Source organism: Halorubrum pallidum (genome assembly GCF_055380345.1).
Map to the genome: position 1 here is coordinate 393,670 of NZ_AP043945.1, position 16,119 is coordinate 409,788.

Sequence of the window (16,119 nt, forward strand, 5' to 3'; positions counted from 1 at the left end):
CCGTGAGGTGAGAACGACCCGGTCGCCGTCGCGCTCCCGTGGGAGTCGGTGTCTCAGACCGCGGGAACGGTGAGCGGTTTCAGTAGCTTTTACCCGGTCTCGCGGGAACGCGCACGCATGGGCGAAGACTACCGCACTGAAGAGGACAGCCTCGGGGAGATGCAGGTTCCGGCCGACGCCTACTGGGGGGCACAGACCCAGCGGGCCGTCGAGAACTTCCCGATATCCGGGATTCCGATGAGTCGACGGTTCATCCGCGGGCTCGGCGTCGTCAAGAAGGCCGCCGCGCAGGCGAACCGCGATCTCGATCTCATCGACGACGACACCGCCGAGGCGATCGTCGCCGCCGCCGACGAGGTGATCGCCGGCGATCACGACGACCAGTTCCCGGTCGACGTGTTCCAGACCGGCTCCGGCACCTCTTCGAACATGAATGCCAACGAGGTGATCGCCAACCGTGCGGCCGAGATCGCTGGTGCGGAGATCGGCGACCGCGTCGTCCACCCTAACGACCACGTCAACTACGGCCAGTCGTCGAACGACGTGATCCCGACCGCGATGCACGTCGCCTCCCTCGAAGCCGTCGAGAAGGACCTCGTTCCCGCCCTCGAGACGCTCCACGTCGAACTCGAAGCCAAGGAGGCCGCCTTCGACGGCGTCGTCAAGACCGGTCGCACCCATCTGCAGGACGCCACGCCGATCCGGCTCGGGCAGGAGTTCAGCGGCTACCGCACGCAGGTCGCGAAGGGGATAGAGCGCGCCGAGAGCGTCCAGTCGAACCTGCGCGAGCTCGCTCTGGGCGGCACCGCGGTCGGCACCGGGCTCAACACCCATCCGGAGTTCCCCGGGCTCGCCGCGGAGTACATCTCCGAGGAGACGGGGACGACCTTTCGCGAGGCCGAGAACCACTTCGAGGCGCAGGCGGCCCACGACGCGATGGCGGAAGCGCACGGCGCGCTCCGCACGATCGCGGGGAGCCTGAACAAGATGGCCAACGACCTCCGGCTGCTCGCGTCCGGTCCGCGTAACGGCCTCGGCGAGGTCGAACAGCCGGAGAACCAGCCCGGCTCGTCGATCATGCCCGGCAAGATCAACCCTGTCGTCGCCGAGTCGGTCAATCAGGTCCACAAGCAGGTGGTCGGCAACGACGCCGCGATCTCGGCGGGCGCGGCCCGCGGCGAGATCGACTTGAACCTCTACAAGCCGGTGATCGCCCACAACTTCCTCGAATCCGCCGAGTTGCTCTCGAACGCCGCGGCGACGTTCGGAGAGCGCTTCGTCGCCAAGCTGGAAGCCAACGAGGAGCACTGCGAGACCCGCGTCGAGCAGTCGATGGCGCTCGCGACCGCGTTGAACCCCGCGATCGGCTACGACAAGGCCTCGAAGGTGGCGAAGACCGCGCTGAAAGAGGGGAAGAGCGTCCGAGAGGCCGCCGTGGAAGCCGGCTACCTCACCGAAGACGAGGCGGACGACGTGCTCGACCCCGAGGCGATGACCCACCGCGTCATCCTCGGCGACGACTGAGATCGGCGAACGAGAGTGGAATTCCGCGGGCAGGTCGAGAGATCGGTGAGTGAACCGCCCGCTATCGCCGGCTGACTCGGAGTTTCACCGGCCCGTCCGGGCGCAGTGTGATCGACGGCGAAAGCGACAGTTCGTCGGTCACGGCCTCGAACTCCCAGTCCCGTGCGATCGTGGCGAGCGCCAGCCGCATCTCCTGTTTGGCGAAGTTCTCGCCGATACAGCGCCGCGGTCCGCCGCCGAACGGGAAGTACGCGAACCGCGGGAGCGAGTCACGGAACGACCCGCTCCACCGGTCCGGGCGGAACACCTCTGGCTCTTCGTAAAACCGGGAATCGCGGTGGAGCACCCACTGCGGTGTCGTCACGACGGTCCCTTCGGCGAGTTCGTACCCGCCGATCTCGACCGGTTCGGTCGCTTCCCGTATGACGCTCTGCACCGGCGGATACAGGCGCATCCCCTCTTTGAGCGTCCGTTTCGTACACGACAGGTCCTCGCCGACGTCTTTCGACAGCGGACCGCGACCCGCCTTCTCATCGAGTTCGGCACCCAGTCGGTCCGCCTGCTCCGGGTTCGTCGCCAGCAGGTAGAGGGTGTACGTCAGCGCGAGCGCGGTCGTTTCGTGGCCCGCCAAAAGCAGCGTCACGACCTCGTCTCGTATCTGCTCGTCGTCGAGTCCGCCCGCCTGTGACTTCGCCCGCAGGAGCCGCGAGACCACGTCGTCTCCGGTCTCATCGTGCGACTCGACGATCTCATCTGCGATCGCGTAGAGCGTCGAGAGCGCCTGCTTGTACCGGCGATTTCCGGGCGTCGGAACGCCGTCGGGGATCTCGATCGGCCGTTCGAGCCGCTTTTCCGACCGGTCCATCACCGCTTCGAGGGCATCAGAGATGTCGGCCTCGTACTCCCGAATATCCGCGTCGAACAGAGTTCTCGCCGCGATCTCGACGGTGAGTTGCATCATGTCCGCGTGGACGTCTCGAACCGTGTCGTCGTGCCAGTCTGACAGTAACCGCTCGGTGTGTTCGACGATTATCGGTGCGTACTCCGTGAGTGCGTCGGGATGGAACGCCGGCTCCATCCGATGCCGCTGCCGTCGCCAGAACTCGCCCTCGCTGATCAACAGCCCGTTGCCGATAACGGGGGTGAGGATCCGCCGATACTCTTCGCCTTTGTCGAACCGCTCGTTCTGTTGGACCAGCACCTGCTCGACGAGTTCGGGGTCGCTCACTTGGTAGAACTCTCTGCCGCCGAGCCTGTATCGCGCGATCGGTCCGTACTCGCGCGCCACCTCCTCGTAGAACGACAGCGGATCAGACGCGAACTGGAGAGCGTTTCCCACTACCGGGAGGCCTGACGGCCCCGGCGGGTCCCCGCCCCGTTCCGTTCCCATACGATCGTGCACGGGGCAGACTGTATACCTTTTTTCCCGTCTGTGCGGGTCTCCGTTCGAGACCGACCTCGTTCGAGTCGACCGCCGACTCCAGACATCAGTCGACCGTTGACTCCCGACGTCAGTTGACCGCCGACTCTCGACGTCAGTCGGCCGTTCGAGTCGGATCGGAACCATTTAAGCCGCCGTCGATACCGATCCCACACGGATGAAACTTCACGAACATCAAGCGAAGACTATCTTCGCGGATGCCGGGATCCCGGTGCCGGACTCCCGGCTCGCGACGACCGTCGAGGAGGCCCTCGACGCCGTCGACGAGATCGGCTACCCGGCCGCGATCAAGGCGCAGGTTCACGTCGGGGGGCGCGGGAAGGCCGGCGGGATCAAGATCGCGACCGACCGCGAGGAGGCCGAGGAGTACGCCGAGGAGATCATCGGTATGGACCTGAAGGGGTACACCGTCGACTCGGTCCTCGTCGAGGCCGGCGTGGACTTCGTCGACGAACTGTACGTCGGCGTCACCATGGACCGCGGCGAGGGCCGGCCGGTCCTGATGGTGTCGACCGAGGGCGGCGTGAACATCGAGGAAGTCGCCGAGGAGAACCCCGACGCGATCGCCCGGGAGCACGTCGACCCCGCCTTCGGGCTCCACCCGTATCAGGCTCGGAAGGTCGTCTACGAGGCGGGCGTCGACGCCGACGTGGCGCTCGACGTGGCCTCGATCCTCACGACGCTGTACGACCTGTACGAGGAGAACGACGCCTCGGAGATCGAGGTCAACCCCGTGATGATCACGAGCGACCGCGACGTGGTCGCCGCCGACGCCGTGATGAACATCGACGAGGACGCGCTGTTCCGCCAGCCTGACTTGGCCGAACTGGCAGAGGAGTCCTACGAGGACGACTTAGAGCGGAAGGCCGGCGAGTACGGCTTCGACTACGTCCGCCTGTCGGGCAACGTCGGCATCATCGGCAACGGGGCCGGGCTCGTGATGACGACGCTCGACCTGGTCGACTACTACGGCGGCACGCCGGCGAACTTCCTCGACATCGGCGGCGGAGCGAAGGCCGAGCGCGTCACGCAGGCGCTCGACATGGTCTTCTCCGACGAGAACGTCGACGCCGTCGTGTTCAACATCTTCGGCGGGATCACCCGCGGCGACGAGGTCGCGAAGGGGATCAACGAGGCCTTAGAGCAGTTCGACGAGATCCCGAAGAAGGTCGTCGTCCGACTCGCCGGCACGAACGCCGAGGAGGGGATGGAGATCCTGAACACGGACCTCGTCGAGGTAGAGGAGACGCTGGAGGACGCCGTCCAGCGCGCGGTGCAGAACGCGGAGGAGGTGACCCAATGAGCATTTTCGTTGACGACGACACCAGGGTGGTCGTGCAGGGTATCACCGGCGGGGAGGGGAAGTTCCACGCCGGTCAGATGATCGAGTACGGCACCAACGTCGTCGCCGGCGCGGTGCCGGGCAAGGGCGGTCAGGAGGTCGACGGCGTCCCCGTCTACGACACCGTCGACGAGGCCGTGGAGGTCGAGGACGCGGACGCATCCGTCATCTTCGTACCGCCCGCGTTCGCGGGCGACGCGATCTTCGAGTCGCTCGATACCGACCTCGATCTGGCCGTCGCGATCACCGAGGGGATCCCGACCCAGGACATGGCGAAGGTGAACAAGCGTCTCTCCGAGGTCGACACTCGCCTCATCGGCCCGAACTGTCCCGGCATCATCACGCCCGGCGAGGCGAAGCTCGGCATCCTCCCCGGAAACATCTTCTCCGAGGGCCGCGTCGGGCTCGTCTCCCGGTCCGGCACCCTCACGTACCAGGTAGTCGACAATCTCACCAACCGCGGTATCGGGCAGTCTACCGCCATCGGCATCGGCGGTGACCCGATCATCGGAACCTCGTTCGTCGACGCGCTGGAGGCGTTTGAGGCCGACTCCGAGACCGACGCGGTCGTGATGTGCGGCGAGATCGGCGGCGAGGACGAAGAGCAGGCCGCGAAGTTCATCGGCGAGCACATGGACACGCCGGTCACCGGCTTCATCGCCGGGCGCACGGCCCCGCCGGGCAAGCGGATGGGTCACGCGGGCGCTATCGTCTCCGGCTCCGGCACGGGCACGGCCCAGTCGAAGATCGACGCGCTCAACGACGCGGGCGTCCCCGTCGGCGACACTCCCGAAGAGGTCGCCGACCACGTCGAGGACTTCCTGTAGAACGCGCCGTCGACGCACTGTTTCGCGGGCGACGCCCCGACCGTTTTCGTTCCCTCCGATTCTCAGGACTGGTGTTCGGGGCGAAAGCTAAAATGTCCAGTAGTGTCAGCGGGTCGCATGGAACTCGACTCCGACGATGGCCGCGACGGATCGAGCGGCGGCACACAGAGTGAGCCGGATCGCAACCGAGCGGGCCGAGATCACGACGGAGCGGACGGAAACCGCGACGGATCAGATGGAGACCGCAACGGAGCGGATCGGGAGGGAGAGGGACCGAATCGAGAGGGCGGTCGGCGGCGGGTGCTCTTTGTCGACGACGAGCCGGGTGCCGCCGATCTCGCGGCCACGCACGTCGACCGACTCGTCGCCGGGGTGGAGACGGTCACGCGCGCTGACCCCGCGGACGCGCTCGCCGTCGTGGGCGAGGAGCGCGTCGACTGCGTTGTCAGCGACTACAACATGCCGGGTATCGACGGGCTCGAACTGCTCGAAGCCGTCCGGTCGGTCGAGCCCGGGATCCCGTTCGTGCTGTTCACGGGCAGAGGATCGGAGGAGATCGCGAGCGAGGCGGTGTCTGCCGGCGTCACCGACTACCTCCAGAAGGGCATCGGACGCGACCGGTACGAGATGCTCGCCAACAGCGTCGAAAACGCCCTCGACCGCCGTCGCGCCGAGCGGGACCTCCGAGAGGTGAACGCGAAGATCACGTCGATACACGGGTTCGCGACTGATCTCGCCTCGGCCCATGAGACGAGCGAGGTGTTCGAACGCGTGGTCGGCGCGGCCGAGGAGATTCTCGATTTCGACCGCTGTGTGACGGCTCGGCAGCGAGAGGGCGGGCTCGTCCCCGCCGCCCGCTCGGAGGGCGTCAGCACCGACGGTGTGGAGGGGCTCCCCCTCGGAGGGGACGGCCGGGACGTCGACGCCGGCGTAGACACCGAGACGTTTCCGGTCGAATCCGACGGCGTCGCGGCGGCGGTCACGACCGACGACGGGCGATCGGCGATCCGGGTACCGATCGGTTCCTACGGCGTGTTTCAGGCGGTCTCGGACGGTGCAGACGCCTTCGACTCCCGGGACGTCGAGTTTGCGGAGCTGGTGGCCGCACACGCCGAGGACGCCATCGAGCAGATCGAGACCGAAAACGAACTCCGGAGCGAGCGTGACCGGTTGAGCGCGCTCTTCGACGACCTGCCGCTGCCGGCGGCACGGACGACCGCAGACGGCGACGGCGCGTGTCGCCTCGAAGCCACGAACGGCGCGTTCGAGGAGGCATTCGGACAGTCGGCGAGCGACCGCGGGTACCGATCGATCCGCGACGAGATGGTTCCGGACGACGGCGATCGGGTCGATCTCGCGGCGACCGCCGACGTCGGAACCGCGTCGCGGGTCGAAGTCCGGCGTCACACCACGGAGGGGGTCCGGGACTTCATCTTACACGTCATTCCCGTCGAGTGTCCGGACGAGACGGTCGTCTACACCGTTTACGCCGACATCGACGAGCAAAAACGGGTCGAGCGAGTGCTCCGAAAGCTCCACCAGACCACCCGCGAGATGCTTCGCGGCGACGACTGCGAGGCGATCGCGGAGATCGCCACGCGCGCGGCGATCGACATCCTCGAATTTCCGAACAGCGGCGTCCGGCTGTACGACGCGGACCGCGACGCCCTGTTGCCGACGGCGATCAGCGACGAGGCGACGGCGGCGCTCGGCGACCGCCCCGCGTACGGTCCGGGAGACGGGACCATCTGGACCGCCTTCGAGCGGAGCGAGTTGATCGCCGTCGACGACCTCGAAGCGACCGATACCGTCATCGACTACGGTGACCTCCGGAGCCTGCTCGTCGTTCCGCTCGGCGACCACGGGGTGATGCCGCTCGGCTCCCGCGAGACGGGCTTTTTCGACGACACCGCGGTTCAGTTGGCGCGCGTGCTGGGGGCGAACGTCACGGTTGCGCTGGATCGTGCCGAACGGACGAGACAGCTCAGAGAGCGCGACGCGGACCTGAAACGAGAGGTCGAACGCTTGGAGAAGTTCGCCGGCCTCGTCTCGCACGACCTCCGAAACCCGCTCAACGTCGCAGCCGGTCGGCTCGAACTCGCAGCGGATCACGTCGACGACGCGGCGGCGCTCGCTCACCTCGACGAGGTCGACGAGGCACACGGCCGCATGGAGGAACTCATCGATGACCTCCTCGCGTTGGCCCGACAGGGACGGACCGTCGACGACCCCGAGTCCGTCTCGCTGGCCGCGGCAGCCGAGCGCGCGTGGCGCACCGTCGATACCGCGAGGGCGACGCTCGACGTGCGCGACGCCGACGCCGAAGTCGAGGCCGACCCGGAGCGGCTCCGGACGCTGTTCGAGAACCTGTTCACGAACAGCGTCGAACACGCTCGTTCGAGCGACAGAGAGGGTCAAGCGCTGGAGGGCGACGGCTCGACGGCGACGGACGATCCCGTCGCGGTCGCCGTGGAGTCGCTGTCGGACGGGTTCGCCGTCGCGGACGACGGCACCGGTTTCGACGTCGATCCGGCGGCGGCGGTCGAGTACGGAACGTCGGGCGAATCCGGTGGAACCGGCTTCGGACTCGCGATCGTTCGCGAGATAGCGGCGGCCCACGGGTGGGAGTTCGCGATCGACGAGGACGCGTCGGGAGCGCGCTTCGCGTTCCGGACGGACGGGTGATCGCGGCTCGACGCCTCTGATACCTCCGTCGTGGACGTGCGGGGTCGGCGCACACCCGGACCACGGTTATGTCCGACTCGCCCGTGTGGACGTACATGGACGAAGGAACCCGCGAACTGCTCTCGCCGCTCCCGCCGAGCGCCAAGCTCGTCTACTACGTCCTCGAAGCCGAGGGTCGCTTCGACCAGACCGGGCTCGCAGAGGAGACCCGACTCTCCACGCGTACGGTCCGGTTCGCGGTGGAGAAGCTGACCGAGGTCGGCCTCGTCGAGGAGGGGTTCTGCCCCACCGACGCCCGCCGGTCGGTATACGAGGCGGTCGACTCGGCCGAGACGAGCGACCCGGGGTCGGCCGGTGACCCCGACGCGGAGGCCCCGGCGGCGGCCGCGATCGCCGAGGACTGATCCGACGCGATATCCGATCCGTCGCGTTTTTCTCCGCGGGGCGGGTAGCGTGCTCACTCGATGGCGACGTATCACATCGAAACCTACGGCTGTAGCTCGAACCGGGGCGAGAGCCGGGAGATCGAGCGGGCGCTCCGCGACGGCGGCCATCGCCCGGCAGCGAGCCCCGAAGACGCCGACGTCGCCATCCTCAACACCTGTACCGTCGTCGAGAAGACGGAGCGAAACATGCTGCGGCGCGCAGAGGAACTGGCCGCGGAGACCGCGGACCTGGTCGTCACCGGCTGCATGGCGCTCGCGCAGGGCGACGCGTTCCGCGAGGCCGGGATCGACGCGGAGATCCTCCACTGGGACGAGGTCCCGTCGTACGCGCTCAACGGCGAGTGTCCGACGACCACGCCGGACGCCGAGCCCGTCCTCGACGGCGTCGTCGGCATTCTTCCCATCGCGCGCGGCTGCATGAGTAACTGCTCGTACTGCATCACGAAGTTCGCGACCGGGCGCGTCGACTCCCCGCCCGTGGAGGAAAACGTCGAGAAGGCCCGCGCGCTGGTCCACGCCGGTGCGAAGGAGATCCGCGTCACGGGACAGGACACGGGCGTCTACGGGTGGGACACGGGCGACCGGAAGCTCCCGGAGCTGCTCGATCGGATCTGCGACATCGACGGCGAGTTCCGTGTGCGGCTCGGGATGGCGAACCCCGGCGGCATCCACGGCATCCACGAGGAACTGGCGGCGGTGTTCGCCGACAACCCGAAGCTGTACGACTTCATCCACGCGCCCGTCCAGTCCGGCTCCGACGACGTGCTCTCCGACATGCGCCGACAACACCGCGTCGAGAAGTTCCGCGAGGTCGTCGACGCGTTCGACGAGCGGCTCGACCACTGGACGCTCTCGACCGACTTCATCGTCGGCTTCCCGACGGAGAGCGAGGCCGACCACGAGCGCTCGATGGACCTCCTCGCGGAGGTCCGCCCCGAGAAGATCAACGTCACCCGCTTCTCGAAGCGCCCCGGCACCGACGCCGCGGACATGAAGGGGCTCGGCGGCACGGTGAAAAAGGAGCGCTCGAAGGCGATGTCGGAGCTGAAGATGACCGTCGTCGGCGAGGCGTACGAGTCGATGGTCGGAGACGAGTTCGAGGTGCTCGTCGTCGAGGAAGGCACCGGCGACTCCGTGAAGTGCCGCGACGGCGCGTACCGACAGATCGTCGTCCAGAACGCGACGGAGCGGGGTGTCGAGGTCGGAGACGTCCTCGACGTGACCGTGACCGGACACAACACGGTGTACGCGTTCGGCGACCCGGTCGACGGCGACCGCTCAGCGGACGACGCGACGGAGTCGGCCCGGACGAGCGCGTAGCGCTGCGCCGTCTAGCGGACGGCCGCGCCGAAGCGCAACCGATCCCGGACCCGTCGCTCAGAACTTCTCTAAGAGGTCGTCGTAGAACTCGCCGCCGCGGTCGCCGGCGAGCTTCTCGACGATGAGTTCCGGCGTCGAGCGCGCGAGGTGGCCCTTCTTCGGCGAGCGGCTCACCCGGAGTTCGCCGTCGACGAGCCCGGCCGCCTCGATGCCGTCGACGGCGATCTCGAAGTCGGCCGCGTCGCGGATCTCGCGGGCCAGGTGCGAGACGAACACCGCGGTCGCGTGCTGGTCGTCGAGCGCCTCTAGGATGCCGGCGATGATCTTCGCGGACGCCCCCGGCTCCGTGATCGACTCCAGTTCGTCGACCAAAACAAGCCGACCGTCCGCGCCCTCGACGAGGTCGCCGAAGTCCCGGAGGGTGGCCTCGAACGCGCCGGCGTCGAGGGTCCCCTGCGATTTGGCGTAGTAGTGGACCTCTTCGAATCGCTCGACGGTCGCGGACTCGGCGGGCACTGGCAGTCCCATCTGCGCGAGCACGACGACGAGCGCGACCAAGTCTAGGGTGGAGGTCTTCCCGCCGGAGTTGACCCCGGACAGGAGCGTCGCGCCCGAGACGCCGTAGTCGACCGGCTCCGCGTCGTCGAACGCGACGTCGAGAAGCGGCGAGCGCCCGCCCTCGATCCGGAAGCCGCCGTTCGCCAGTCGGTCCGAGCCGTCTCCTCCGTCCGGGTCGACGACCGCGGGCATGACACAGTCGAAGTCGCGGGCGAACCGCGAGATCGCGAACTCCACGTCGAGTTCGAGCGCGTCCCGCACCAGCGTCTCGACCGGCTCTCTGAGGTCGCCGAGGTCGTCCGCGAGGTCGGCTTTCAGGCGGGCGGCTCGCCGGTCGCGCGCCGCGGCGAGTTCGGTTCGGAGCCGCGAGACAGCTCCCTCGTCGTGTTCGACCGGAAACGAGGGGTCGCCCGCGAAGATCGGCTCGGCGAGTTCTGCCTCCTCGGGCGCTAGTCGGAGGGCGTCCGCGAGGTGTTCGCGGGCGGCGGCGATCGCCTCGTCGTACTCGTCCGCGAGCTCGCGGTCCAAGAGCGAATCGACACGCGCGCCCTGTTCGACCAACGAGAGGAAGTCGGTCCCCTCGATGGTCACGTCGCGTTCGCGGATCGCCTCGCGCAGCCGGTCGTCGGCGACCGACGCCGCCGTCGACACGGCCGCGTCGAGGTCGTCGACGGCGTCGGAGAGCCGCGAGAGTTCCGCATCGCCGACGATCGTTCCGTCGTCGTCGAGCCGCGTGAGCGCGTCTCGCAGGCGGTCGAGGTCGGCGGCGGGGCCGTCCGGCGTGACGGGGTCGCCGGCCGCCGCGGCCGCCTCGTGGACTGCGACCGCCGCCTCAAGCCGCTCGCGGTTCGACGCGAAGAAGGCGAGCAGCCGCTCGGGGACCGTCTGGGCGGGGGTCTCCAGCGCGTCCGGTCGGACCTTGACGTCGCCCTCGACGTCGAGGCCGGCGAACGCCTCGTCGATCACGATCACCGTCGCGTACGACCGCGCGAGTTCAGAGACGTCGCGGGCGTCCTCGACCGTTTCGACCGACAGTTCGGGAACCGCACGCTCGGCGCGCGCGAGCGTCTCGGCGTCGGCGGTCGCGAGACAGCGGTCACGGACGCGCACGGTCGGCGGATCGGAGAGCGGCTCGACGCCGGAGAGCGCCTCGCTGACGTCGGGATCGGGTTCGCGGTCCGTCGCGTCGGCCGTGAGCGACTGCGCCTCGGCGATCCGCGAGGCCGACGCGCTCGGGTAGAACGTCTCCAGCCGCTTCGCGGCGTAGTCGGTGACCGTCCGCTCGCGAAGCAGGTCGATCGCCGAGCGGTACACCTCGCGGGCGCGGTCGGTCGCGAGCACGCGCCCCTCGTCGTCGTGTCGTCGCCGGATAGCGCCGCGTGCGATCCGAGCCGCGCGGGCCTCGTTGACGCCCGGCGCGCGAGCGATGGCGGCCACGTCACCGGACTCGACGGTCTCGACGGGGTCGTCGAGTTCCGACAGCGCTGCCGCCGTCTTCGCGCCGACGCCGGGGATCGCCTCCAACTCCATCTACTCGCGGATATCGCGGCAACGGTCTAAAGCATGCGGGTCGTGGGTCGATCCGCTCTGTCGCCGCTCGCTCGTCGCGTTTGTCCGCGGTCACCGGTCGCTCCCGGTCAGGTCGCGGATCGCGGCCGACGCGTTTTTTCCCGCCGGTCGCGAACCCGGGGCTATGAGCCAGCACACCCTCGCCGTCGACGGCGACGACCTCGCGCCGGAGACGGCGTCGAAGGCGGCGGCCGCCCGCGACGCGCTCGCCGAGCGCGACGGCGTCCTCGTCGCCTTCTCCGGCGGCGTCGACTCCGCCGTCGTCGCGGCGCTCGCCCACGAGGCCCTCGGCGACGACGCCGTCGCCTGCACCGCCCGAAGCGAGACGCTCCCGGCCGCGGAGCTGGCGGACGCGGAGCGAGTCGCGGCCGAGATCGGTATCACCCACGAGACGGTGGTCTTCTCCGAACTCGACGACCCGAACTTCGTCGCCAACGACGGCGACCGGTGTTACCATTGCCGGACGATGCGGCTCGGGCGGATGTACGAGACGGCCCGCGATCTGGGGATCGACACCGTCTGTGACGGCACCAACGCGGACGACCCGGGCGAAGGACACCGTCCGGGGCTGCGGGCGGTCGAGGAACTCGACGTGTTCTCGCCGCTGCTCGACGCCGGGGTCACGAAAGAGGAGGTCAGAGCGATCGCCGACGCCTACGGGCTCTCTGTGGCCGACAAGCCCTCGATGGCGTGTCTCTCCTCGCGGATTCCGACCGGACTGGAGGTGACCGAGGCGCGGCTGACGCGGGTGGAGAAGGCCGAACGAGTGCTCCGCGAGTGGGGATTCGAGGGGTTCCGCGTGCGCGACCACGACGGACTCGCGCGCGTCGAGATCGCGCCGGACGAGTTGGAGCGAGCCCTCGACTCCGCCTTCGCCGAGGCCGTCCACGAGCATCTCACCGACGTGGGATTCGAGTACGTCACGCTCGACATGGCCGGCTACCGGACCGGGAGCGTGAGTCCGGGCGGAGACGCGGACGATACCGACGCAGTCGGCGCGGGAACCGAAGGCGAGACCGACCAGACGGAGTCCGAAGACGACGGAGACGACGGGAACCGCGACATCGGCCGGACGTACCCGCGCTGAGGAACGGCCGGGCGGCTCGACACCGAGAACCGGTTATCACCCCAGAGAACCCGACGCGAACGCTTATATGGGATGTTGGGAAATCGACACCTATGAGCGAGGCGAAGACGCTCGCGGTCATCGCGGGCGGCGTCGGCGGCGCCGTCGGCGCGTTCGTCGGCGTCGCCGTCGGCGGGAGCGGGCTCTCGGTGGCGCTGACGACGAGCGTCGTCGCGCTGCTCGTCGGCGTGGCGGTGATAGCGAGCGCAGTGATCGCCGGCGACGTGGAGTTTCTCGCGGACGCGGACGGAGAGTGAGCGAGACGACGAGTCCCGGCCGACTACGAGTCCTTTTCGGCCGCGGTGCCGGTCAGTTCCTCGGCGACCGTCACGGCGTCCAGCAGGGCCGGGTCGACGGCGAGGTCGGCGACGCCCGCGACGAATTCCGGCAGCGACCGCTCCGCGTACGTCACGGCGAGGACGTCGGGGTTGATCTCTTTGGCGATCGGAATCCCGGTCGCCTCCTCGACGTCGGTCAAGACGACGTACGCGGCTTCGTCGATCCCGGCGTCACGGAGCGACTCGGCGGTGACGAGTCCCTCGATCCGCCGGACGGTCACGCCGAGAGCGGCCAGCTCGTCGCCGAGCTCGTGCGCGTCCGGGCCGGCGACGACGGCGATCCGGTCGTCGCGACCGTCGTCGGACCGGGCGGGAGTCCCCGCCATCACTCGTACTCGATCGTCGCCGGGGGCTTGTGCGTCACGTCGTAGACGACGCGCGCGACGGCCTCGTTTTCGCCCGTGATCCGGCTCTGGATCCGCTGGAGCGTGCTCCAGTCGATCTCTTGGGCGCGCGCGGTCATCCCGTCGCGGCTCTCGACCGAGCGGACGGCGACGACCCAACCGTGGACGCGGTTGTCGCCTTTCACGCCGGTCGCCTTCCCGAGGACGGCGGCGAACGCCTGCCACGGGTCGTACTCCTCCAGTTCCTCCTCGACGACGTGGGTCGCCTCGCGGGCGACCGCGGCCTTCTCGGGGGTCACCTCGCCGACGATTCGGACGGCGAGTCCCGGACCGGGGAACGGCATCCGCTCGGAGATGATCTCTTCGAGGCCGAGCGCGCGGGCGACCTCGCGGACCTCGTCTTTGTACAGGTCACGCACCGGCTCGACGATCCCCTCGAAATCGACGATCTCCGGGAGCCCGCCCACGTTGTGGTGCGATTTGATGTTCCCCTCGGACTCGATGCGGTCGGGGTAGATTGTCCCCTGCACGAGGTAGTCGGCGTCGACGTCGCGGGCGACCGTCTCGAATTCGTCGATGAACCCCTCGCCGATGACGTGGCGCTTCTCCTCGGGATCGGTGACGTCCGAGAGGCGGTCGAAAAAGCGCTCTTGGGCTTCGATCACCCGAAGAGACTCCATGAACGAGAACGTGTCACGGATCTCCGCCGTCTCGCCCTTCCGCATCAGTCCCGTGTCGACGTACACCGGGGTGAGCTGGTCGCCGACCGCCTCGTACGCGAGCGTCGCCGCGACCGAGGAGTCGACCCCGCCGGATAAGGCGATCACGGCGTTCGCGTCGCCGATCGCCTCCCGGATCTCCGCTTTCGCCTCCGCGATGAATTCCTCCGTCTCGACCATCTATAGCCTCACGTCCGCGTTCCGTTCGGTTGTGTCCGTCGATCCCAGCGCGGCCTCGACGAGGGCGACGAACGGCGGGCTCGCGCGGTCCGGCCGCGACCGGAACTCGGGGTGTGCCTGCGTCCCGAAGAAGAACGGGTGGTCGTCGCGTTCGAGGATCTCCATTCGGTTGTCCGCGCGTCCGGAGAACGCGAGCCCGTCGGCCTCCAGTTCGTCGATGTACTCCGGGTTCACCTCGTAGCGGTGGCGGTGGCGCTCGGTACAGGAGTCCGCGCCGTACACCCGCGCCGCGAGCGTGCCGGGCTCGATGTCGGTCTCGTGTGCGCCGAGCCGCATCGTCCCGCCCATGTCCTCCGTCTCGTACTGCTCGGGGAGGAGATCGATGACGGGGTGCGACGTGTCGGGGTCGATCTCCGCGGAGTGAGCGTCCGCGAGACCGAGCACGTTGCGCGCGTGCTCGACGACCGCCATCTGGAAGCCCAAACAGAGCCCGAGGAAGGGCACGTCGTTCTCGCGGGCGTACCGGACCGCCTCGATCTTCCCGTCCGTCCCGCGGGAGCCGAAGCCGCCGGGGACGACGACCGCGTCGGCGGACGCGAGCCGTTCTTCGTGTTTCGCGCGGGTCTCGTCGGCGTCGACCCACAGCACGTTCACCTCCGTCTCCGTCTGGATCCCGGCGTGTTTCAGCGCCTCGTGGATCGACATGTACGCGTCTTCCAGCGCGTACTTGCCGACGAGCGCCACGTCGATCTCGCGGTCGCGGTCGCGGGTGACCAACTCTCGCCACTCCGTCGACCGCTCGGCCTTCGGCAGCGCCTCGTCGGCGAGGCCGAGCCGCTCCATCACGTACTCGTCTAACCCCTCGTCTTCGACCATCAGCGGGACGTGGTAGATGTCCTCGACGTCCGGATTCGAGAAGACGGCGTCCGTCGGCACGTCACAGAACAGGGCGATCTTCTCTTTCGTCTCTGGGTCGAGCCGGTCCTCGGAGCGCCCGACCAGAATGTCCGGTTGGAGGCCGATCGACCGCAGCTCCTTGACCGAGTGCTGGGTCGGCTTCGTCTTCTGCTCGCCGTTCTTCGAGTAGGGGACGAGCGTGACGTGCGTAAAGAGGATGTCCTCGTCGTCCTCTTCGTGGGCGAACTGGCGGAGGGCCTCGAGGAAGGGCATCGACTCGATGTCGCCGACCGTTCCGCCGATCTCGATCAGACAGACGTCGCTCCCCTCGGCGGCCTCGCGGATGCGCCGCTTGATGTCGTCGGTGACGTGCGGGATGATCTGGACGGTCTTGCCGAGGTAGTCGCCGGCGCGCTCGCGTTCGATGACGTGCTGGTAGGTCTTCCCCGTGGTGACGTTGTGGTCGAACGTCATGTCGGTGCCGAGGAAGCGCTCGTAGTTGCCTAAATCGAGGTCGACCTCGCCGCCGTCCTTGAGGACGTACACCTCGCCGTGCTCGTACGGGTTCATCGTCCCGGCGTCGACGTTGAGGTAGGGGTCGACTTTCACCGCGGTGACGTCGAAGCCCGCGTTCGCGAGCAGTCGGCCGGTGCTGGCGGCGGTGATTCCCTTTCCAAGTCCGGACATGACGCCGCCGGTGACGAACACGAACTTCCGACCCAGTGACGGGTCGTACCCCGTGTCAGGATCCGTTGGCATATCGACCGTCCGTCAGGGCCCGGCAAAACCGTTTCGGACCCTCG

13 protein-coding genes are annotated in these 16,119 nt (G+C 68.3%); 8 read left to right on the forward strand and 5 right to left on the reverse strand.

The annotated features are described in order from the left end of the window. The first annotated feature begins 117 nt into the window (after positions 1 to 117). A complete protein-coding gene (locus ACZ45C_RS03605) occupies positions 118 to 1,524 on the forward strand; it encodes a class II fumarate hydratase (RefSeq protein ID WP_460562259.1) in 1,407 nt (468 codons plus the stop codon). 61 nt (positions 1,525 to 1,585) lie between these two features. Here the strand turns inward: ACZ45C_RS03605 and ACZ45C_RS03610 are convergent, their stop codons facing one another. Continuing rightward, positions 1,586 to 2,914: a cytochrome P450 gene (locus ACZ45C_RS03610; RefSeq protein WP_460562257.1), complete on the reverse strand. Its 1,329-nt coding sequence runs from the start codon at positions 2,912 to 2,914 to the stop codon at positions 1,586 to 1,588. 208 nt (positions 2,915 to 3,122) lie between these two features. Between ACZ45C_RS03610 and sucC the strand changes: the two genes are divergently transcribed. From sucC to ACZ45C_RS03635, 5 genes are all read left to right on the forward strand, one after another. Further along, positions 3,123 to 4,268 (forward strand): ADP-forming succinate--CoA ligase subunit beta, encoded by a 1,146-nt coding sequence (gene sucC, locus ACZ45C_RS03615; protein WP_460562255.1) that lies wholly within the window; start codon positions 3,123 to 3,125, stop codon positions 4,266 to 4,268. Continuing rightward, the gene (gene sucD / locus ACZ45C_RS03620) at positions 4,265 to 5,134 is read left to right on the forward strand and encodes a succinate--CoA ligase subunit alpha (protein WP_460562253.1); all 870 of its coding nucleotides are present in this window, start codon (positions 4,265 to 4,267) and stop codon (positions 5,132 to 5,134) included. Before sucC ends, sucD begins: the two co-directional genes overlap by 4 nt. 117 nt (positions 5,135 to 5,251) lie before the next feature. Beyond that, positions 5,252 to 7,819 carry a response regulator gene (locus tag ACZ45C_RS03625; RefSeq protein WP_460562251.1) on the forward strand — a complete coding sequence of 856 codons (2,568 nt, stop codon included), beginning with the start codon at positions 5,252 to 5,254 and terminating at the stop codon, positions 7,817 to 7,819. Between the two features lie 95 nt (positions 7,820 to 7,914). Continuing rightward, on the forward strand, positions 7,915 to 8,223 hold the full coding sequence (locus ACZ45C_RS03630) for a MarR family transcriptional regulator (RefSeq protein ID WP_460562249.1): 309 nt from the start codon (positions 7,915 to 7,917) through the stop codon (positions 8,221 to 8,223). A gap of 60 nt (positions 8,224 to 8,283) precedes the next feature. Beyond that, positions 8,284 to 9,585 (forward strand): tRNA (N(6)-L-threonylcarbamoyladenosine(37)-C(2))-methylthiotransferase, encoded by a 1,302-nt coding sequence (locus ACZ45C_RS03635; RefSeq protein ID WP_460562247.1) that lies wholly within the window; start codon positions 8,284 to 8,286, stop codon positions 9,583 to 9,585. Positions 9,586 to 9,642: 57 nt separating this feature from the next. Here the strand turns inward: ACZ45C_RS03635 and ACZ45C_RS03640 are convergent, their stop codons facing one another. Further along, positions 9,643 to 11,673: a MutS-related protein gene (locus tag ACZ45C_RS03640; protein ID WP_460562245.1), complete on the reverse strand. Its 2,031-nt coding sequence runs from the start codon at positions 11,671 to 11,673 to the stop codon at positions 9,643 to 9,645. Between the two features lie 163 nt (positions 11,674 to 11,836). On the opposite strand from ACZ45C_RS03640, the gene larE reads away from it, so the two are divergent. Both larE and ACZ45C_RS03650 read left to right on the forward strand, forming a co-directional pair. Next, a complete protein-coding gene (gene larE, locus ACZ45C_RS03645) occupies positions 11,837 to 12,799 on the forward strand; it encodes an ATP-dependent sacrificial sulfur transferase LarE (protein WP_460562242.1) in 963 nt (320 codons plus the stop codon). 92 nt (positions 12,800 to 12,891) lie between these two features. Continuing rightward, entirely contained in the window at positions 12,892 to 13,095 is a 204-nt protein-coding gene (locus ACZ45C_RS03650; protein ID WP_460562240.1) for a hypothetical protein, read from the forward strand. Positions 13,096 to 13,118: 23 nt separating this feature from the next. Here the strand turns inward: ACZ45C_RS03650 and ACZ45C_RS03655 are convergent, their stop codons facing one another. The 3 genes from ACZ45C_RS03655 to ACZ45C_RS03665 are packed head-to-tail and all read right to left on the reverse strand — an operon-like array spanning position 13,119 to position 16,075. Beyond that, a complete protein-coding gene (locus tag ACZ45C_RS03655) occupies positions 13,119 to 13,502 on the reverse strand; it encodes a DUF7126 family protein (protein ID WP_460562238.1) in 384 nt (127 codons plus the stop codon). Continuing rightward, positions 13,502 to 14,419 carry a glutamine-hydrolyzing GMP synthase gene (guaA, locus tag ACZ45C_RS03660; RefSeq protein WP_460562236.1) on the reverse strand — a complete coding sequence of 306 codons (918 nt, stop codon included), beginning with the start codon at positions 14,417 to 14,419 and terminating at the stop codon, positions 13,502 to 13,504. Before guaA ends, ACZ45C_RS03655 begins: the two co-directional genes overlap by 1 nt. After that, on the reverse strand, positions 14,420 to 16,075 hold the full coding sequence (locus ACZ45C_RS03665) for a CTP synthase (protein WP_460562234.1): 1,656 nt from the start codon (positions 16,073 to 16,075) through the stop codon (positions 14,420 to 14,422). Positions 16,076 to 16,119 lie beyond the last annotated feature (44 nt).